At 28.0% G+C, this 16,811-nt stretch carries 31 protein-coding genes; 29 read left to right on the top strand and 2 right to left on the bottom strand.

The features are described 5' to 3' along the window. Positions 1-68: 68 nt before the first annotated feature. The 29 genes from tuf to rplQ all read left to right on the top strand — a co-directional run bounded on the left by tuf (position 69) and on the right by rplQ (position 15,212). Positions 69-1,253: an elongation factor Tu gene (gene tuf / locus BUCIKOCA2762_RS01760; RefSeq protein WP_154028834.1), complete on the top strand. Its 1,185-nt coding sequence runs from the start codon at positions 69-71 to the stop codon at positions 1,251-1,253. A gap of 192 nt (positions 1,254-1,445) precedes the next feature. Further along, complete coding sequence (gene rpsJ / locus BUCIKOCA2762_RS01755) at positions 1,446-1,757, top strand: 30S ribosomal protein S10 (protein ID WP_154028832.1); 312 nt, start codon at positions 1,446-1,448, stop codon at positions 1,755-1,757. Positions 1,758-1,807: 50 nt separating this feature from the next. Next, positions 1,808-2,440: a 50S ribosomal protein L3 gene (rplC, locus tag BUCIKOCA2762_RS01750; protein WP_154028830.1), complete on the top strand. Its 633-nt coding sequence runs from the start codon at positions 1,808-1,810 to the stop codon at positions 2,438-2,440. Between the two features lie 14 nt (positions 2,441-2,454). Then, positions 2,455-3,057 carry a 50S ribosomal protein L4 gene (gene rplD, locus BUCIKOCA2762_RS01745; RefSeq protein ID WP_154028828.1) on the top strand — a complete coding sequence of 201 codons (603 nt, stop codon included), beginning with the start codon at positions 2,455-2,457 and terminating at the stop codon, positions 3,055-3,057. Beyond that, on the top strand, positions 3,057-3,359 hold the full coding sequence (gene rplW, locus BUCIKOCA2762_RS01740; RefSeq protein WP_154028826.1) for a 50S ribosomal protein L23: 303 nt from the start codon (positions 3,057-3,059) through the stop codon (positions 3,357-3,359). Before rplD ends, rplW begins: the two co-directional genes overlap by 1 nt. Positions 3,360-3,378: 19 nt before the next feature. Beyond that, on the top strand, positions 3,379-4,200 hold the full coding sequence (gene rplB, locus BUCIKOCA2762_RS01735) for a 50S ribosomal protein L2 (protein ID WP_154028824.1): 822 nt from the start codon (positions 3,379-3,381) through the stop codon (positions 4,198-4,200). Positions 4,201-4,216: 16 nt separating this feature from the next. Beyond that, positions 4,217-4,501 carry a 30S ribosomal protein S19 gene (gene rpsS, locus BUCIKOCA2762_RS01730; RefSeq protein ID WP_154028822.1) on the top strand — a complete coding sequence of 95 codons (285 nt, stop codon included), beginning with the start codon at positions 4,217-4,219 and terminating at the stop codon, positions 4,499-4,501. 18 nt (positions 4,502-4,519) lie between these two features. Next, the gene (gene rplV, locus BUCIKOCA2762_RS01725; RefSeq protein ID WP_154028820.1) at positions 4,520-4,870 is read left to right on the top strand and encodes a 50S ribosomal protein L22; all 351 of its coding nucleotides are present in this window, start codon (positions 4,520-4,522) and stop codon (positions 4,868-4,870) included. After that, positions 4,870-5,574 carry a 30S ribosomal protein S3 gene (rpsC, locus tag BUCIKOCA2762_RS01720; RefSeq protein WP_154028818.1) on the top strand — a complete coding sequence of 235 codons (705 nt, stop codon included), beginning with the start codon at positions 4,870-4,872 and terminating at the stop codon, positions 5,572-5,574. The genes rplV and rpsC overlap by 1 nt, the downstream gene beginning before the upstream one ends. 21 nt (positions 5,575-5,595) lie before the next feature. Continuing rightward, on the top strand, positions 5,596-6,006 hold the full coding sequence (rplP, locus tag BUCIKOCA2762_RS01715; protein WP_154028816.1) for a 50S ribosomal protein L16: 411 nt from the start codon (positions 5,596-5,598) through the stop codon (positions 6,004-6,006). Between the two features lie 2 nt (positions 6,007-6,008). After that, complete coding sequence (rpmC, locus tag BUCIKOCA2762_RS01710) at positions 6,009-6,200, top strand: 50S ribosomal protein L29 (protein WP_154028814.1); 192 nt, start codon at positions 6,009-6,011, stop codon at positions 6,198-6,200. 2 nt (positions 6,201-6,202) lie between these two features. Then, the gene (gene rpsQ, locus BUCIKOCA2762_RS01705; protein WP_154028812.1) at positions 6,203-6,457 is read left to right on the top strand and encodes a 30S ribosomal protein S17; all 255 of its coding nucleotides are present in this window, start codon (positions 6,203-6,205) and stop codon (positions 6,455-6,457) included. Positions 6,458-6,596: 139 nt separating this feature from the next. Next, positions 6,597-6,968 (top strand): 50S ribosomal protein L14, encoded by a 372-nt coding sequence (gene rplN, locus BUCIKOCA2762_RS01700; protein WP_154028810.1) that lies wholly within the window; start codon positions 6,597-6,599, stop codon positions 6,966-6,968. A gap of 16 nt (positions 6,969-6,984) precedes the next feature. Beyond that, complete coding sequence (rplX, locus tag BUCIKOCA2762_RS01695; RefSeq protein WP_154028808.1) at positions 6,985-7,305, top strand: 50S ribosomal protein L24; 321 nt, start codon at positions 6,985-6,987, stop codon at positions 7,303-7,305. Positions 7,306-7,318: 13 nt separating this feature from the next. Further along, a complete protein-coding gene (gene rplE / locus BUCIKOCA2762_RS01690) occupies positions 7,319-7,858 on the top strand; it encodes a 50S ribosomal protein L5 (RefSeq protein ID WP_154028806.1) in 540 nt (179 codons plus the stop codon). A 19-nt stretch (positions 7,859-7,877) separates the two neighbouring features. Beyond that, complete coding sequence (gene rpsN, locus BUCIKOCA2762_RS01685; RefSeq protein ID WP_154028804.1) at positions 7,878-8,183, top strand: 30S ribosomal protein S14; 306 nt, start codon at positions 7,878-7,880, stop codon at positions 8,181-8,183. A 51-nt stretch (positions 8,184-8,234) separates the two neighbouring features. Then, on the top strand, positions 8,235-8,627 hold the full coding sequence (rpsH, locus tag BUCIKOCA2762_RS01680; RefSeq protein WP_154028802.1) for a 30S ribosomal protein S8: 393 nt from the start codon (positions 8,235-8,237) through the stop codon (positions 8,625-8,627). 35 nt (positions 8,628-8,662) lie between these two features. Then, entirely contained in the window at positions 8,663-9,202 is a 540-nt protein-coding gene (rplF, locus tag BUCIKOCA2762_RS01675; RefSeq protein WP_154028800.1) for a 50S ribosomal protein L6, read from the top strand. Between the two features lies 1 nt (position 9,203). After that, positions 9,204-9,572 carry a 50S ribosomal protein L18 gene (rplR, locus tag BUCIKOCA2762_RS01670; RefSeq protein WP_154028798.1) on the top strand — a complete coding sequence of 123 codons (369 nt, stop codon included), beginning with the start codon at positions 9,204-9,206 and terminating at the stop codon, positions 9,570-9,572. Between the two features lie 13 nt (positions 9,573-9,585). Continuing rightward, positions 9,586-10,080 carry a 30S ribosomal protein S5 gene (gene rpsE / locus BUCIKOCA2762_RS01665; protein ID WP_154028796.1) on the top strand — a complete coding sequence of 165 codons (495 nt, stop codon included), beginning with the start codon at positions 9,586-9,588 and terminating at the stop codon, positions 10,078-10,080. A gap of 20 nt (positions 10,081-10,100) precedes the next feature. Continuing rightward, positions 10,101-10,274, top strand: a complete 174-nt coding sequence (gene rpmD / locus BUCIKOCA2762_RS01660; protein WP_154028794.1) for a 50S ribosomal protein L30 — start codon at positions 10,101-10,103, stop codon at positions 10,272-10,274. A gap of 11 nt (positions 10,275-10,285) precedes the next feature. Further along, positions 10,286-10,723, top strand: coding sequence for a 50S ribosomal protein L15 (gene rplO, locus BUCIKOCA2762_RS01655; protein ID WP_154028792.1), 438 nt, complete (start codon positions 10,286-10,288; stop codon positions 10,721-10,723). Positions 10,724-10,772: 49 nt separating this feature from the next. Further along, the gene (secY, locus tag BUCIKOCA2762_RS01650) at positions 10,773-12,068 is read left to right on the top strand and encodes a preprotein translocase subunit SecY (protein ID WP_154028790.1); all 1,296 of its coding nucleotides are present in this window, start codon (positions 10,773-10,775) and stop codon (positions 12,066-12,068) included. A 35-nt stretch (positions 12,069-12,103) separates the two neighbouring features. Next, a complete protein-coding gene (rpmJ, locus tag BUCIKOCA2762_RS01645; protein WP_154027627.1) occupies positions 12,104-12,220 on the top strand; it encodes a 50S ribosomal protein L36 in 117 nt (38 codons plus the stop codon). Between the two features lie 120 nt (positions 12,221-12,340). Next, entirely contained in the window at positions 12,341-12,700 is a 360-nt protein-coding gene (gene rpsM / locus BUCIKOCA2762_RS01640) for a 30S ribosomal protein S13 (protein ID WP_154028788.1), read from the top strand. Positions 12,701-12,718: 18 nt separating this feature from the next. Continuing rightward, positions 12,719-13,111, top strand: coding sequence for a 30S ribosomal protein S11 (gene rpsK, locus BUCIKOCA2762_RS01635; protein ID WP_154028786.1), 393 nt, complete (start codon positions 12,719-12,721; stop codon positions 13,109-13,111). 35 nt (positions 13,112-13,146) lie between these two features. Further along, the gene (rpsD, locus tag BUCIKOCA2762_RS01630) at positions 13,147-13,767 is read left to right on the top strand and encodes a 30S ribosomal protein S4 (RefSeq protein WP_154028784.1); all 621 of its coding nucleotides are present in this window, start codon (positions 13,147-13,149) and stop codon (positions 13,765-13,767) included. A 22-nt stretch (positions 13,768-13,789) separates the two neighbouring features. After that, positions 13,790-14,779, top strand: a complete 990-nt coding sequence (locus BUCIKOCA2762_RS01625) for a DNA-directed RNA polymerase subunit alpha (RefSeq protein WP_154028782.1) — start codon at positions 13,790-13,792, stop codon at positions 14,777-14,779. 70 nt (positions 14,780-14,849) lie between these two features. Then, a complete protein-coding gene (rplQ, locus tag BUCIKOCA2762_RS01620; protein ID WP_154028780.1) occupies positions 14,850-15,212 on the top strand; it encodes a 50S ribosomal protein L17 in 363 nt (120 codons plus the stop codon). Between the two features lie 120 nt (positions 15,213-15,332). Here rplQ and fmt read toward each other — a convergent pair whose 3' ends face one another. Together fmt and def are read right to left on the bottom strand one after the other, a co-directional pair. Next, positions 15,333-16,289 (bottom strand): methionyl-tRNA formyltransferase, encoded by a 957-nt coding sequence (gene fmt / locus BUCIKOCA2762_RS01615; RefSeq protein WP_154028778.1) that lies wholly within the window; start codon positions 16,287-16,289, stop codon positions 15,333-15,335. A 36-nt stretch (positions 16,290-16,325) separates the two neighbouring features. Continuing rightward, the gene (def, locus tag BUCIKOCA2762_RS01610; protein WP_154028776.1) at positions 16,326-16,775 is read right to left on the bottom strand and encodes a peptide deformylase; all 450 of its coding nucleotides are present in this window, start codon (positions 16,773-16,775) and stop codon (positions 16,326-16,328) included. Between the last annotated feature and the right edge of the window lie 36 nt (positions 16,776-16,811).

The raw sequence follows: 16,811 nt of genomic DNA, 5'->3' as shown, positions 1-16,811 counted from the left end.
TTGTATCAATTATACTGATAATTTTTAATATTTTTATAAACATAATTTAAATAATTAAGGATCAAACAATGTCAAAAGAAAAATTTAATCGTTCTAAGCCTCATATTAATGTAGGAACTATTGGACATGTAGACCACGGTAAGACTACTTTAACTGCCGCAATTACTACTGTTTTATCTAATCGATTTGGCGGGACAGCTTGTGCTTTTGATCAGATTGATAATGCTCCTGAAGAAAAAGCTAGAGGAATTACTATTAATACATCACATGTTGAATATGATACTAAAATTCGCCATTATGCTCATGTAGATTGTCCCGGTCACGCAGATTATATAAAAAACATGATTACTGGTGCTGCTCAAATGGATGGAGCAATATTGGTAGTAGCGGCAACTGATGGTCCTATGCCTCAAACTAGAGAACATATTTTGTTAGGTAGACAAGTGGGTGTACCTCACATCATCGTTTTTTTAAATAAATGTGATATGGTAGATGATGAAGAATTATTAGAATTAGTAGAAATGGAAGTTCGTGATTTATTGACACAATATGATTTTCCTGGAGATGATATTCCAATAGTTCGCGGATCAGCGTTAAAAGCTTTAGAGGGTGAAAAGATTTGGGAGGATAAAATTATTGAGTTAGCAAATTATCTAGATACATATATTCCTGTACCAGTTAGAGCAATTGACGAACCTTTTTTGTTACCCATAGAAGATGTTTTTTCTATTTCTGGAAGAGGTACAGTAGTAACTGGACGTATTGAACGAGGTATTATTAAAGTAGGTGAAGAAATTGAAATTGTTGGAATTAAATCTACTACTAAAACAATATGTACAGGAGTTGAGATGTTTCGTAAGTTATTAGACGAAGGTCGTGCTGGAGAAAATGTAGGAATTTTATTAAGAGGTACAAAACGTGATGACATTGAACGCGGCCAAGTTCTTGCAAAACCTGGCACTATTCATCCTCATTTAAAATTTGAATCTGAAGTATATGTTTTATCAAAAGAAGAAGGTGGAAGACATACTCCGTTTTTTAAAGGATATCGTCCTCAATTTTATTTTCGTACCACTGATGTTACAGGTTCTATTGAATTACCTGAAAATGTAGAAATGGTGATGCCTGGAGATAATATAAAAATGGTTGTTAATTTAATACATCCAATTGCAATGGCTGAAGGATTACGTTTTGCTATTAGAGAAGGAGGACGGACAGTTGGGGCTGGTGTAGTTACAAAAGTGATTGCATAATTTTGGTATAAATTTTATTATATATCAATATTTTGACATTTTGTCAAGAATAGAGTTTGATCTCTTTTCTTGACATAATTTATATGTTATAGATTAATTATATTTTATATAACAATATAATTATCAAGATATTAATTTTATTCCATTAAATTAATAAGAGTAGGTTTTATTTAAATAAGGAGTTCTGTATTTATGCAGAATCAAAGAATTCGTATTCGTTTAAAAGCATTTGATTACCGTTTAATTGATCAATCTACTGCAGAAATTGTAGATACAGCAAAACGTACTGGAGCTAAAGTATTAGGCCCAATACCTCTACCTACTCGTAAAGAACGATTTACTGTTTTAATATCACCGCATGTTAATAAAGATGCTCGCGATCAATATGAAATTAGAACTCACAAACGATTGATTGATATTGTGCAACCAACAGAAAAAACCGTTGATGCATTAATGCGTTTAGATCTTGCTGCCGGTGTTGATGTTCAAATTAGTTTAGGTTAAATTAAAATTATTATAAACATTCAGTGTTAATTAATAAGGGCAATTCGGCCATGATAGGTTTAGTAGGTAAAAAATTAGGAATGACACGTATTTTTGCGGATGATAATTCATCTATTCCTGTGACTGTTATTGAGGTACTAGATAATGTTGTAGTACAAATTAAATCATTAAAAACTGATTACTATGAATCTATTCAAGTTACTACGGGAACAAAAAAGAAAAATAGTATTTTAAAACCAGAACGAGGTCATTTTATTAAACATAATGCTCCTGTTGGTAGAGGTTTATGGGAGTTTAGATGTAAAACATTATCACAGTTTAAATGTGGTCAAATAATAACGATTAATTCATTTAATCATATTAAAAAAGTAGATATTACTGGTGTTACTAAAGGAAAAGGTTTTGCTGGTACAGTTAAGCGTTGGAACTTTAGGATGCAAGATGCTACTCACGGTAATTCTTTATCTCATCGTGTACCCGGATCTATTGGTCAAAATCAAACTCCTGGTCATGTTTTTAAAGGTAAAAAAATGTCTGGTCATTTAGGTAATGTACGTATTACTATTCAAAATTTACGAGTTATAAAAATAGATAATATTAAAAAAATAATCTTAATTAAGGGTTCTGTTCCCGGTTCTATTGGTGGAGATGTAGTATTAAATCCTTCTGTTAAAGGACAATAAAGGAGTATGAAAATATGGAAGTAATATTTCATGATACGGGCAAGCGATATATACTACCTGAAAACATTTTTAATGTTGCGTTTAATGAACCGCTTGTTCATCAAATTGCAGTAGCATACTTGGCTCGTCAAAGACAGGGTAGTAAAGCTCAAAAGAGTAGATCAGAAGTATCTGGATCGGGAAAAAAACCGTGGCGACAAAAAGGGACAGGTAGAGCTCGTTCAGGATCATTAAGAAGTCCTATTTGGCGATCAGGAGGTGTATCATTTGCGGCAAAGCCTAAAAAATATATTTTTAAGATAAATAAAAAAATGTATAAAGGAGCTATAAAAAGTATTTTTTCGGAATTAATTCGGCAAAATCGTTTATTTTTATTTAAAGATTTCGATGTTAAGAATCCTAAAACAAAATTATTATTTAAAAAAGTACAATCTATGAATTTTAAACGTGTTTTAATTATTACTGATAATATTAGTCGTAATTTATTTTATGCGTCTAGAAATTTATACCATGTTTGTGTTCTTAGTGTAAATTCTATTAATCCCGTTAGTTTGATATCATATGATAATGTTGTAGTAACGGTATCAGCAATTAAAAAAATTGAGGACATGTTTTAATGATTCTTACGGAAAGATTATTAAAAGTAATATTAGCACCACACGTATCTGATAAAACATCAGATAATATGCAAAAAAATAGCACTGTAGTTGTAAAAGTATTAAAAAACTCTACTAAATTTGAAATTAAATCAGCTATTGAAAAACTCTTTAATGTTCAGGTATATAAAATTAATACGTTAATTGTTAAAGGTAAAAAAAAACGACAAAAAAATAAAATCTTTAAGCGTAGAGATTGGAAAAAAGCATATATAATTTTACGGCCAGGTCAAAATTTGGAGTTTTTAGGTCATTCTAAATAAATATAACAAGGAGTTTTTTGTGGCAATTGTAAAATGCAAACCAACATCGCCTGGTAGGCGTCATGTAATAAAAGTTGTTCATCCTAATTTATACAAAGGAAGACCTTATGCTCCTTTATTACAAAAAAAAAATAAAACAGGAGGTAGAAATAATTACGGTCGTATTACTACACGTCATATAGGTGGCGGGCATAAGAAATTATATCGTTGTATTGATTTTAAACGATGTAAAGATAATGTTAAAGCAGTTGTTCAGAGAATCGAATATGATCCGAATCGATCATCTAATATAGCATTAATATTATATCGTGATGGTAGTAGAAGTTATATTTTAGAACCTAAAGGTATTAAAGTAGGTGATGTAGTAGAATCTGGAAATTCAGCTTTAATTAAAATAGGTAATGTCTTGCCATTAAAAAATATTCCAATCGGAACGATTATACATAATATTGAAATAAAAATTGGTAAAGGAGGTCAGATTGCTAGGTCTGCAGGTAGTTATGCGCAATTGATATCAAAAGAAGATCAATATGTTGTTATTCGTTTACGGTCAGGAGAATTAAGAAAAATTCATGTAGAATGTCGTGCTACTATAGGTGAGGTTGGAAATGCAGAACATATGTTGCGCGTTTTAGGAAAAGCGGGAGCTAATCGTCGACTCGGCATAAGGCCTACAGTACGTGGTACAGCAATGAATCCAGTTGATCATCCGCATGGAGGTGGTGAGGGTAGAAATTTTGGTAAGCATCCTGTTAGTCCGTGGGGTTTAAAAACGAAAGGTAAAAAAACTAGAAAAAATAAAAGAACTGAAAGATTTATTATACGTCACAGAAAAAAATAATTATATGGGGTAATATATGCCGCGTTCTCTTAGAAAAGGGCCTTTTATTGATGTTCACTTACTAAACAAGATTCAAAAAATATTAAGAGAAAAAATAAAAAAACCAGTTCGTACATGGTCTCGAAGATCTACTATTTTTCCAAATATGATTGGTTTAACGATATTAGTTCATAATGGACGCCAGCATGTGCCTGTATTTATCACAGAAGAAATGGTTGGTCATAAATTGGGAGAGTTTTCTATTACGAGAACTTATAGAGGTCATACTGCAGATAAAAAAATTAAAAAACCAATTAAATAAATTATAAAGAATATATATATGAATATATTAGCTAAGTATAATCAAATTCGTTCTTCTGCTCAAAAAATTCGTCTTGTTGCTGATATTATTCGCGGTAAAAATGCATTATCAGCATTACATATTTTGTCAAATTTAAATAAAAAATCAGCATTTTTAATAAAAAAATTATTACAGTCTGCTATTTCTAATGCTGAACATAATTATGGTTGTAACATAAAAATATTAATTATTTCAAAAATTTTTGTTGACAGTGGCAGCAGTTTAAAGCGTATGATGCCTCGAGCAAAAGGTAGGGCAGATCGAATTTTAAAGCGAACAAGTCACATGACAATAATTTTATCTGATATTGCACATTCTGGAGAATCATAATGGGTCAAAAAGTACATCCTAATGGTATGCGTTTAGGTATTATTAGATCTTGGAATTCTATTTGGTTTGCTAGTAAAAAAGAATTTCCTGACTATATAGATAATGATTTTAAAGTTCGTAGTTTTATAATGAAAAAATTAATAACAGCTTCGATATCAAAAATTATTATTGAACGTTTGTCAAAAAGTATTAAATTAACGATATATACAGCCAGGCCTGGTATAGTGATTGGTAAAAAAGGAGAAGATGTTGAAAAATTACGTGTTGAAATTTCTAAATTAACTAGTGTACCAGCTCAAATTAATATTTCGGAAATTAGAAAACCAGAACTAGATGCTAAATTAGTAGCTGATAATATTGCTTCGCAACTAGAAAGACGAATAATGTTTCGTCGAGCTATGAAACGTTCTGTACAAAACGCTATTCGTCAAGGAGCAAAAGGTATTAAGGTTGAAATCAGCGGACGGTTAGGGGGTGTAGAAATTGCACGTAGGGAATGGTATAGAGAGGGAAGAGTGCCTTTACATACGTTAAGAGCGGATATTGAATATAGTACTTCAGAAGCACATACTACGTATGGAGTAATTGGTGTAAAAGTATGGATTTTTAAAGGTGAAATATTGGATGGTATGATTGCAAATCATAAAAAAGATAAAAAACAAATTAGCCCAATAAAAAAATTTTCTCGAAAATATCGTAGATAAATGTTATGGAGATTAGTTTATATGTTGCAACCAAAACGTACAAAATTTCGTAAAATGCATAAAGGAAAAAATAGAGGTTTGTCTGTAGATAATAAAATTAACTTTGGAACGTATGGTTTAAAAGCTATTGATCGAGGTAGATTAACGTCTCGACAAATTGAATCTGCTCGCAGAACAATTACAAGATCTGTAAAACGCCAAGGTAAAATGTGGATTCGTGTTTTTCCAGATAAACCTATTACACAAAAACCTTTAGAAGTACGTATGGGTAAAGGTAAAGGAAATGTTGAATACTGGGTAGCACTAGTGCAGCCTGGTAAAATATTATATGAAATTAAAGGTATATCAGAAGAAGAATCTCGATCTGTGTTTAAACTAGCTTCATCTAAATTACCTATTAAAACTATTTTTGTTGCTAAAACGGTAATATAATTATGCATAATATTACACAATATAATATTAATAAACAAGATTTAAAAAAAAAATTATTGGAATTATTACAAGAACAATTTAATGTTCGTCTTCAGTTATCATCTGGAAAATTAAAAAAGACACATTTGATAAGGAAGATAAGAAGGAAGATTGCGCGTATAAAAACTTTGTTAATGAATTGGACAAATAATTAATTATGAATGAAAAAAAAAATATTTTACAGGGTTATGTTACTAGTAATAAGATGCAAAAATCTGCTATTGTTACTATAGATCGTAGAGTAAAACATATTATGTACGGTAAGTTTATTAATAAAAGAACAAAATTATGTATACATGATGAAAAAGATATTTGTAATATTGGAGATTTAGTTGAAATATGTGAATGTCGACCAATATCCAAAACTAAATCTTGGACTTTATTACGTGTTATAGAAAAATCAATAATTTAAAATTTTTTATTTTTAAAAATAAGGAGGCATGAGAATTGTATACAAATAGTTTCATGTCTTCTATTCTGTTATTTTAACATATGTATTTTTAATTTATTATTAATTTATTTTATAAATTTAACATTATAAGGATATATGTATGATTCAAGTACAGACTATTTTACATGTAGCTGATAATTCTGGTGCACGTTTAGTAATGTGTATAAAGGTATTAGGTGGTTCTCGTCGACGATACGCTAATATCGGAGATACTATAAAAATAGCAATAAAAGAAGCAATTCCTCGTAGTAAAGTAAAAAAAGGTGATGTTATGAAGGCTGTTATTGTTCGTACGAAAAAAGGAATTCGTAGAGTAGATGGATCTATGATTCGTTTTGACAACAATGCATGTGTTATTCTAAATGATACTACCGGACAACCTATTGGAACTCGTATATTTGGTCCGGTTACACGAGAATTAAGAACAGAATCTTTTATGAAAATTATTTCTTTAGCTCCAGAAGTATTATAAAAAGGAAAATAAAATTATGGCTGCAAAAATACATTTAAATGATGTAGTAATAATATTAACCGGACGAGATAAAGGTAAAGTTGGTATAGTAAAAAAAATATATCGTAAGAATAGTATGTTAATTGTACAAGGAATTAATATAGTAAAAAAACATCAAAAGGCAATTCCAGAAAGACAGCAAATGGGCGGAATTATTTTACAGGAATCACCTATTCATATATCTAATGTATCAATTTTTAATAAAAAAACTAATGAAGCAGATAAAGTAGAATTTGTTTGGATTTCAGGTAAAAAAAAACGTAGATATAAATCTACTCAAGAAGAATTATTAAAATAAAAAAGGTGATTTTATGTCTAGATTACATCGTTATTATATTACTTATGTTATTCCTAAGTTAATGAATGAATTTAATTATTCTACTATAATGGCTGTTCCTCAAATAACAAAAATTACTTTAAATATGGGTGTAGGAAAGTCAGTTATAGATAAAAAAATATTGGAATATGCGATAAATGATTTAACTCAAATTTCTGGTCAAAAACCAGTTATTACTGTTGCTAAAAAATCTATTGCAACTTTTAAGATTCGGAAGGGATATCCTATTGGATGTAAAGTTACTTTAAGAGGTAGGAGGAAATGGGATTTTTTCGATAAACTTATTACTATTGCAATACCGCGTATACGTGATTTTAGAGGTATGTCCCGTAAATCATTTGATGGAAGAGGTAATTATAGCCTGGGTATTCGTGAACAAATTATTTTTCCAGAAATTAATTATGAAAAAATTGATTCTGTTCGAGGTATGGATATTACTATTACTACTAATGCTCGATCAGATCAAGAGTGTGAATCTCTTTTAGTTGCGTTTAACTTTCCTTTCCAAAAATAAAATTATAATGGTGAATTATATGGCTAAGCAATCTATGAAAGAACGAGAAATTAAGAGAATTAAATTAGCATTAAAATATCGTACAATACGATCTCAATTAAAAAAAATTATAAAATCTAAAACATCTTTAGATAAAGATCGTTGGAATGCTATGCTAAAATTACAAACTTTACCTCGAGACTCTAGTCCATCTCGACAACGTAATCGTTGTCGACAAACTGGACGTCCACATGCTTTTTTGCGTAAATTTGGATTAAGTCGTATGAAATTACGTGAAGCTGCCATGAGAGGAGAAATTCCGGGTTTAACTAAGGCGAGTTGGTAAACTGTTACAATATTTTTAATTAATTTAATTTTAATATATAAGGTATATTTTATGAGTATGCAGGATCCTATAGCAGATATGTTAACTTGTATTCGTAACGGTCAAAATGCAAATAAAATTTTTGTAGTAGTTCCTTTTTCTAAAATGAAAGAAAATATTATAAAAGTTTTAAAATATGAAGGATATATTGGTAGTTATAAAATTCAAAATATAAAGATTATACAGTTAAAAATTTTTTTAAAATATTTTAATGGTAAATCAGTTATTGAACATATTTCTCGAGTCAGTCGTCCAGGTTTGCGTAAGTATTGTAAAAAGTATAAATTACCTGTTGTTATGAATAATTTAGGTATTGCTATTATTTCTACATCAAGAGGAATTATGACGGATCGAATTGCGCGACAAAAAGGATTAGGTGGAGAAGTTATATGTTATGTGGATTAATATTATTTGTTTTATTAGAATGAAGGAATATAAAAATGTCTCGTATTGCTAAATCATCTATTACAATTCCCGAAAATGTAACGTTTTTTTTATCTAAATTAGAAGTCATTATTAATGGTCCGTTAGGTTCTTTAACACGTAAAATACATAAATGTATTAAAATTACTAGAAAAAATAATTCTTTATTTTTTTCACATGATCATTTATCTGAATCATATGGTTGGATGCAAGCTGGTACTTATCGTTCTTTAGTTTATACTATGATTGTAGGTGTTACAGTTGGATTTAAAAAACAATTAAATTTAATTGGTATTGGTTATCGTGTTATAATGGAAAACACTAATATTTTAAAATTATATTTAGGATTTTCGCATCCTATTATTTATAAAATTCCTAATACAATAAAAGTAATATTATTACCTCAAAATGAGATTGTTTTAACAGGAATAGACAAACAACTTGTTGGACAAGTAGCTGCTAATATACGATCTTATCGTATTCCTGAACCATATAAAGGTAAAGGTATTCGTTATTTAAATGAAGTTGTGCGCATTAAGGAGGCGAAAAAAAAGTAGTATGAAAGGACAATTAAATAAAAAAAATTCTCGTATTCGGCGTTATACCAAAATACGTAAAAATGTTTGTAGTCATCGTATTTTTCGATTAGTTGTACATCGTACATCTAGACATGTTTATGCTCAAATTATTTCTCGTAATACAGCGAAAGTATTAGTATGCGCTTCTACTTTAGAATTTAAAAAATTAAATATTAATGATATTTATACTGGTAATAAATGTTCTGCAAAAATAATCGGCCAATTAATTGCGCAACGAGCGTTAAAAAAAAAAATAACAACTGTTTTTTTTGATCGTTCTGGTTTTAAATATCATGGTCGAATTAAAGAATTAGCTGAATCAGCTCGTATATCTGGTTTAGTTTTTTAAAATGGAGATATATATGAATTCTGATAAAAAATTATCTGTAGAATTACAAGAAAAATTAATTTCCGTAAATCGTGTATCAAAAACAGTTAAAGGTGGAAGAATTTTTTCTTTTACTGCATTAACAGTAGTGGGGGATGGTAATGGAAAAGTTGGATTTGGTTACGGAAAAGCGCGCGAAGTCCCCTCAGCGATTCAAAAAGCTATGGAACAAGCAAGAAAAAATATGATTTTAATTCCGTTATTCCATAAAACTATTCAACATTCTGTACATGGTTCTCATACAGGATCTAATATATTTATGAAACCGGCATCGGAAGGTACTGGAATTATTGCTGGAGGAGCTATGAGATCTGTATTAGAAGTTATTGGTATTCAAAATATTTTAGCTAAAATATATGGATCTACTAATCCAATTAATGTAGTTCGGGCGACTATTAATGGTTTAAAAAAAGTTCGATCGCCAGATATGATTGCCAAAAAACTTGGTAAATCTATTATTAAATTTTAAAATAAATGGTGAATTAATTTATGAAAAAAATTTCTATCAAACAAATAAAAAGTCAAATTGGTCGTTTACCAAAACATATATCTACTATGAAAGGATTAGGTTTACGTCATATCGGTGATATTGTAGAACGAGAAGATACTTCTGCTGTTCGAGGTATGATAAAAAAAGTTTTTTATATGGTAACTTTTAGTTAAAGGAATAAATTATGTATTTAAATTTATTATCAAATTCGGTATGTATAAAAAAAAAAAGAAAACGTGTATGTAGAGGTATTGGATCGGGATTAGGTAAAACAGGAGGAAGAGGTCATAAAGGTCAAAAATCTAGATCTGGAGGAAAAATTCGTAATAGTTTTGAAGGAGGTCAAACGCCGCTATATCGAAGATTACCGAAATTTGGTTTTACTTCTAATAAAAAAAATTTTGTGGATGAAATTCGATTATTTGAATTAAATCAATTATCTCAATTTGATAAGATAAACCTTGCTGTTTTAAAACAAGTAAATTTAATTAAAAAACATATTAAATATGTTAAAATTATTAAAGCAGGAATAATCAATAAACCGATAGTAGTTTCCGGAATTACCGTAACACAAGGAGCTCGTTTTTGTATTGAATCAGTTGGAGGTACTATTCAAAATTAAATATATTATTATTTTATTTAAATAATTGTTTATTAATAGAAAATATATTATGTCTACATTATATAATTTAAAAAAAAGAATATGGTTTGTTTTTATAGCTATTATAATATTTCGTATAGGTTCTTTTATTCCTATTCCTGGTATTAATATAAAAGTTTTAGAACAATTTTTAATTCACCAAAATAGTTCTTTATTAACAATGTTTAATATTTTTTCTGGAGGATCATTAAATCGTGTTTCGGTATTTACGTTAGGGGTTATGCCTTATATTTCTTCTTCTATTATAATACAGCTATTAACATTAATTTTTTCACATTTACGTAATTTAAAAAAAGAAGGAGAAGCAGGAAATAAAAAAATTAATCAATATACCAAATATTTGACTTTATTATTATCAATAATTCAATCTATTAGTGTTATTGTTGGATTACCATTTATTCCCGGTATGCAGAATATTTTTATATTTACAGATTTTTATTTTTATGTAATTGCAGTTATTAGTTTAGTAACTGGAACTATATTTTTAATGTGGTTAGGAGAATTTATTACAGAAAAGGGTTTAGGTAACGGCACTTCTTTAATTATTTTTTTTGGAATAGTAGCTACTTTACCTGTTTCTATCAAACAAACAATTTCAGTTATGCATATTAATCATTTTAGTATTTTATATATGATTTTTATTTCATTAATAATGTTTGTTGCTATTTTTATAGTAGTTTTTTTAGAAAAAAGTCAACGTAAAATTACTGTATGTTATGCTCGTCGTCAACAAGGTCGACGTATATATGCATCACATCATAGTTTTTTACCCTTAAAAATTAATATGGCTGGAGTGGTCCCTGTAATTTTTTCGTCTAGTTTAATTTTATTTGCATCGATTATTGTAACTTATTGTCGTTATATATTTGGTAATTTTATTTACTTAATAAAATTTTTTGATTTTTTTAAATTTAATCATAGTATTTATGTAATAATAAATATTATATTAATAGTATTTTTTTGTTTTTTTTATACTAATATTATGTTCAATGTACGAGATACAGCTACAAATTTAAAAAAATCTGGTGCTTTTTTGCCTGGAATACGGCCAGGTATACGTACAGAACAATATATTAAAAAAATTGTTTTAAAATTAACTACAATTGGTTCTGTGTACACTGTATTTATATGTTTAGTTCCAGATATTATGCGCGAATGGTTTAAGGTGCCATTTTATTTTGGTGGTACTTCTTTATTAATTGTGGTAGTAGTTCTTATGGAATTTATTATACAAATACAAACATTAATGATGTCTACTCAATATAAAAAAATATTAAAAAAAGCAAACTTATATTTAAAAAATTAAAAAAAAAGTATATATTTTTATTTTTTGGAGAATTTATGAAAGTTCGCGCATCAGTTAAAAAATTATGTCGTAGTTGTAAAATTATACGCCGAAAAAATGTGATTCGCGTCATTTGCAGTAATGACCCTAAACATAAACAAAGACAGGGTTAATATCAACAATATTAACAATATTAACATATCATGGATATAAACAATTTCTTTATAAATAAAGAAAATATTTTTATTATTATTAATAATTGAATTGTATTTGATATATATGGAGAAATATTTATGGCGAGAATTGCTGGAATAAATATTCCTGATTATAAACACATATTAATAGCATTGACAGAAATTTATGGTATTGGATTATCTTCGTCTAAAAAAATTTGTAATGATGTAAAGATTCAATATGATATTAAAGTAAATAAATTAAATGAACAACAAATTGAAAAGTTACGTTTGATAATATCAAAATTAATTGTAGAGGGAGATTTGCGTAGAGAAAAAACTATTAATATTAAAAGATTAATGGATATTGGTTGTTATAGAGGATTACGTCACAGAAAACATCTTCCGGTACGTGGACAAAGAACTAAAACTAATGCTCGTACATGCAAAGGACCGAGAAAGTTAATAAAAAGTAGATAATTAGGAAAATAATTGATTATGTTGAAAAAAAAAACAAGTCCTTCTAAGAAACGTATTAAAAAACAAATTTTAGATGGTATTGCGCATATTCATGCGTCATTTAATAATACAATTGTTACAATTACTGATCGTCAAGGTAATACATTGGGTTGGGCAACTTCTGGTGGTTCTGGTTTTAGAGGTTCTAGAAAATCAACTCCTTTTGCAGCACAAGTAGCTGCGGAAAAATGCGCAGATCGTGTTAAGGACTACGGAATAAAAAATTTAGAAATTATGGTAAAGGGTCCGGGTCCAGGTCGTGAATCTACTATTCGAGCGTTAAACGCTTCTGGTTTTCGTATTACTAATATTACTGATGTGACACCAATTCCTCATAATGGATGTCGACCTCCGAAAAAACGTAGAGTTTAGTTGTTTTATATATAATTAACAGGAAAATAATATACATGGCAAAATATTTGGGTCCTAAATTAAAATTAAGTAGACGAGAAGGATCAGATTTATTTTTAAAATCAGGCGTACGTTCTATTGAATCGAAATGTAATATTGACCAAGCTCCTGGACAACATGGATCACGTAAACTACGTTTATCTGAATATGCTAAACAACTACGGGAAAAACAAAAATTACGACGTTTGTATGGAATATTAGAGCGACAGTTTCATAATTATTATAAAAAAGCTTCTAAATTAAAAGGTAACACGGGTCAGAATTTATTATTTTTATTAGAGCATCGTTTAGATAATATTGTCTATCGTATGGGTTTTGGTGCTACTCGTTTAGAATCACGCCAATTAATTAATCATAAATCAATTTGCGTAAATAATCGAATAGTTAATATTCCTTCCTTTCAAGTTTCTGTAAACGATAAAATATCTGTTTGTGAAAAATCTAAGAATCAATTAAGAATTCAGGCTTCTATTGAAATTATGAAACAACGTGAAACTTCTAGTTGGTTAGATACAAATTATAAAATTATGGAAGGTATTTTTATACGTTCTATTGAACGTAATGATTTATCTGCAGATATAAATGAACATTTGATTGTAGAACTGTATTCTAAATAGAACTCTATTAGAGAGGAGACGAATGCAAGAATTTGTAGAAGATTTTTTAAAACCTAGATTAGTTAATATTGAACATATTAGTTCTACACATGCTAAAATTACATTAGAACCATTAGAACGTGGTTTTGGATATACGTTAGGTAATTCATTAAGAAGAATTTTATTATCTTCTATGTCAGGATGTGCTGTTACTGAAGTTGAGATAAATGGTATTTTGCATGAATATATGCATAAAGAGGGTATAAAAGAAGATATATTAGATATATTATTGAATTTAAAGGGTTTATCTGTAAAATTATTTGGAAAAGATGAAATTATATTACATTTAAAAAAAAGTGGTATTGGCCCAGTTATTGCTGCGGATATTGATCGCGATTATTCTATAGAAATTGTAAATTTAAATCATGTAATTTGTCATATTACTTGTCCAAATGTTTATATCGATATGCGTATCAAGATAATGCGAGGCAGAGGTTATGTTACAGCGCAGTCTAGAAAAGATTTGATGCAAACTGATCGTATTGTTGGAAAACTATTTTTAGATGTATCATACAGTCCTATAGAACGTATAGTCTATAACGTCGAAGCTGCTAGGGTAGAACAAAGAACTGATTTAGATAAATTAATTATTGATATGGAAACTAATGGAACGATTGATCCAGAAGAAGCAATTAGAAAAGCAGCTACCATTTTAGCAGAACAACTAGAATCTTTTGTGGATTTAAGAGGGATACGTGAACCGGAAATAAAAGAAGAAAAGCCTGAATTTGAGCCTAGTTTATTACGACCCGTAGACGATTTAGAGTTAACAGTACGATCTGCTAATTGTTTAAAAGCAGAAAGTATTCATTATATTGGTGATTTAGTTCAAAAAACTGAAGTAGAATTATTAAAAACTCCTAATTTAGGAAAAAAATCATTAACTGAAATTAAAGATATATTAGCAGCTCGAGGTTTGTCATTAGGTATGAAGTTAGATAATTGGCCTCCTAAAAATCTTATTGAAGATTAAATATTTTTAACAATATTATTTTATACATAATGTAAAAATTTTTACATATTTTTAGTAAGGTATATAAATTATGAGACATCGAAAAATAGGACGATTATTAAATAGAAAACGTAGTCATTTAGAATCTATGTTAAAAAATATGACATGTTCATTAATTAGATATGAGCATATTAAAACTACTTTACCAAAAGCTAAAGAATTACGTCGTTTTGTTGAACCGATTATTACAATATCGAAATATGATACGATTTCTAATCGTCGATTAATATTTTCTCGTATTCGTGATATTTTTACAGTAAAAAAATTATTTCGTGAGTTAGGACCTCATTTTTATTCTCGACCTGGCGGTTATTTACGTATCTTAAAATGTGGTTTCAGAAAAGGTGATAATGCTGTAATTGCATATATAGAGTTAGTAGACCGAAATTTATAAAAATTATTAAACCAAAATTTAATGTATTTTATATATATATTAGTTTAATAAAAACGGCATTTTTATGCCGTTCTTGTTATTTAAAAAATTTTTTATTTTTATATAAATTAATTTTAATTGTTATTTTAAAATAGTATTTTTAATAAAAAATTTTTTATTTGAATTTAAAATTTGTTTAATATGCAGAGTTTTTTTACCAGGTATTTGTATTTTTTTTATATTTAATACTCCTTTTTGAGTATTAACTGCTATTCCTTCTTTACTAATGTTAATAATTTCTCCATTTTTAAAATTTGTTTTTTCAAAAGATATGATGGATGATTTTTTAATTTTTATACAATAGTTATTAATGAAAAAATAACAACATGGCCATATAATAAATGCTCTGATTAATCGGTCTATTTTTATTACTGGATATGACCAGTTTATTTTAGCATCTATTTTTTTTATTTTTGGAGCAATGGTTTCTATAACATTTTTATTTTTGTGTAAATTTTTTATATTAGATTCTGCAATTATATTTAATGATTGATACATACACTGTAATGAAATAGGAATTAATTTAGCGGATAATGTTATTGCATTATCAGTTATATTAATTGGACAAGATAATTGATAAATGATTTTCCCGCAATCAATTTTAGAATTCATTTTTATTACGCTAATTCCGGTATACTTATCTCCTGATAATATTGCCCATTGAATTGGTGCAGCGCCTTTCCATCGAGGTAATAAAGAAGCATGTATATTAATACCGCCAAAAGTAAATAATTGCAAAATTTTATCTGGAATTATTGATCCGTAAGAAGATACGATTAATATATCTGCATATATTTTTAAAATCGATGAATAAATTTTTTTTTCATATAAATTATTTGTTTGTAAGATTGAGATATTATGCCGAATTGCAAATTTTTTAATAGGAGAAAACCGATTTTCTTTTTTTTTACAATAGATATTATCCAGTTTAATGATTATTGCTGCAATGGTGTGTTTAGAATAAAATAATGAACGAAGGTGTGCTAATGAAAATTCATTGCTACCTGCAAAAATAATTTTTAATTTTTTTTTTAACATATAATAAATACGATAATTTATTTGATAGAAAATACATTAGTGTATATAGTCTATAAATAATTTCCCGATTAGATGGTCCATTTCATGTTGAATACAAATAGATAATAATGATCTCGCTTCTAGTGTGAATAATTTACCAAGATGATTAAAAGCTTGTATTTTTATATAACTAGATCTGTTAATAATGGCTGTTTTGTTAGGTATAGACAAACAACCTTCTTGTGTATTTATATATTCTTGATTTTTTTTTAAAATAACAGGATTAATTAAAATCAATTCTGATTGATTGGATGTAAGCGAACTGATAACTATAATTTTTTTTAATATATTAATTTGTGGTGCCGCTAATCCAATTCCGTTATTAGCATACATGGTATCAAACATATCGTATATAATTTTTATTGTTTTTTTATTGATTTTTTTTATTGGTTTTGATTTTAAACGTAAACGATAATCTGGAAATTTTAAAATTTTATGTATTGACATATATAATATTATATATTAATTAATATATTAATGGAT

Origin of the sequence: Buchnera aphidicola (Cinara kochiana kochiana), assembly GCF_900698905.1 — a bacterium.
Lineage (GTDB): Bacteria > Pseudomonadota > Gammaproteobacteria > Enterobacterales > Enterobacteriaceae > Buchnera_F > Buchnera_F aphidicola_W.
Note: the sequence above shows the minus strand (reverse complement) of the source record. Positions and strands in the feature narration are given on the sequence as shown.

Excerpts from the sequence above, each read along its gene's own strand:
- tuf (WP_154028834.1), top strand. The coding sequence starts at position 69 with ATGTCAAAAGAAAAATTTAATCGTTCTAAGCCTCATATTAATGTAGGA.
- rpsJ (WP_154028832.1), top strand. The coding sequence starts at position 1,446 with ATGCAGAATCAAAGAATTCGTATTCGTTTAAAAGCATTTGATTACCGT.
- rplC (WP_154028830.1), top strand. The coding sequence starts at position 1,808 with ATGATAGGTTTAGTAGGTAAAAAATTAGGAATGACACGTATTTTTGCG.
- rplD (WP_154028828.1), top strand. The coding sequence starts at position 2,455 with ATGGAAGTAATATTTCATGATACGGGCAAGCGATATATACTACCTGAA.
- rplW (WP_154028826.1), top strand. The coding sequence starts at position 3,057 with ATGATTCTTACGGAAAGATTATTAAAAGTAATATTAGCACCACACGTA.
- rpsS (WP_154028822.1), top strand. The coding sequence starts at position 4,217 with ATGCCGCGTTCTCTTAGAAAAGGGCCTTTTATTGATGTTCACTTACTA.
- rplV (WP_154028820.1), top strand. The coding sequence starts at position 4,520 with ATGAATATATTAGCTAAGTATAATCAAATTCGTTCTTCTGCTCAAAAA.
- rpsC (WP_154028818.1), top strand. The coding sequence starts at position 4,870 with ATGGGTCAAAAAGTACATCCTAATGGTATGCGTTTAGGTATTATTAGA.
- rplP (WP_154028816.1), top strand. The coding sequence starts at position 5,596 with ATGTTGCAACCAAAACGTACAAAATTTCGTAAAATGCATAAAGGAAAA.
- rpmC (WP_154028814.1), top strand. The coding sequence starts at position 6,009 with ATGCATAATATTACACAATATAATATTAATAAACAAGATTTAAAAAAA.
- rpsQ (WP_154028812.1), top strand. The coding sequence starts at position 6,203 with ATGAATGAAAAAAAAAATATTTTACAGGGTTATGTTACTAGTAATAAG.
- rplN (WP_154028810.1), top strand. The coding sequence starts at position 6,597 with ATGATTCAAGTACAGACTATTTTACATGTAGCTGATAATTCTGGTGCA.
- rplX (WP_154028808.1), top strand. The coding sequence starts at position 6,985 with ATGGCTGCAAAAATACATTTAAATGATGTAGTAATAATATTAACCGGA.
- rplE (WP_154028806.1), top strand. The coding sequence starts at position 7,319 with ATGTCTAGATTACATCGTTATTATATTACTTATGTTATTCCTAAGTTA.
- rpsN (WP_154028804.1), top strand. The coding sequence starts at position 7,878 with ATGGCTAAGCAATCTATGAAAGAACGAGAAATTAAGAGAATTAAATTA.
- rpsH (WP_154028802.1), top strand. The coding sequence starts at position 8,235 with ATGAGTATGCAGGATCCTATAGCAGATATGTTAACTTGTATTCGTAAC.
- rplF (WP_154028800.1), top strand. The coding sequence starts at position 8,663 with ATGTCTCGTATTGCTAAATCATCTATTACAATTCCCGAAAATGTAACG.
- rplR (WP_154028798.1), top strand. The coding sequence starts at position 9,204 with ATGAAAGGACAATTAAATAAAAAAAATTCTCGTATTCGGCGTTATACC.
- rpsE (WP_154028796.1), top strand. The coding sequence starts at position 9,586 with ATGAATTCTGATAAAAAATTATCTGTAGAATTACAAGAAAAATTAATT.
- rpmD (WP_154028794.1), top strand. The coding sequence starts at position 10,101 with ATGAAAAAAATTTCTATCAAACAAATAAAAAGTCAAATTGGTCGTTTA.
- rplO (WP_154028792.1), top strand. The coding sequence starts at position 10,286 with ATGTATTTAAATTTATTATCAAATTCGGTATGTATAAAAAAAAAAAGA.
- secY (WP_154028790.1), top strand. The coding sequence starts at position 10,773 with ATGTCTACATTATATAATTTAAAAAAAAGAATATGGTTTGTTTTTATA.
- rpmJ (WP_154027627.1), top strand. The coding sequence starts at position 12,104 with ATGAAAGTTCGCGCATCAGTTAAAAAATTATGTCGTAGTTGTAAAATT.
- rpsM (WP_154028788.1), top strand. The coding sequence starts at position 12,341 with ATGGCGAGAATTGCTGGAATAAATATTCCTGATTATAAACACATATTA.
- rpsK (WP_154028786.1), top strand. The coding sequence starts at position 12,719 with ATGTTGAAAAAAAAAACAAGTCCTTCTAAGAAACGTATTAAAAAACAA.
- rpsD (WP_154028784.1), top strand. The coding sequence starts at position 13,147 with ATGGCAAAATATTTGGGTCCTAAATTAAAATTAAGTAGACGAGAAGGA.
- BUCIKOCA2762_RS01625 (WP_154028782.1), top strand. The coding sequence starts at position 13,790 with ATGCAAGAATTTGTAGAAGATTTTTTAAAACCTAGATTAGTTAATATT.
- rplQ (WP_154028780.1), top strand. The coding sequence starts at position 14,850 with ATGAGACATCGAAAAATAGGACGATTATTAAATAGAAAACGTAGTCAT.
- fmt (WP_154028778.1), bottom strand. The coding sequence starts at position 16,289 with ATGTTAAAAAAAAAATTAAAAATTATTTTTGCAGGTAGCAATGAATTT.
- def (WP_154028776.1), bottom strand. The coding sequence starts at position 16,775 with ATGTCAATACATAAAATTTTAAAATTTCCAGATTATCGTTTACGTTTA.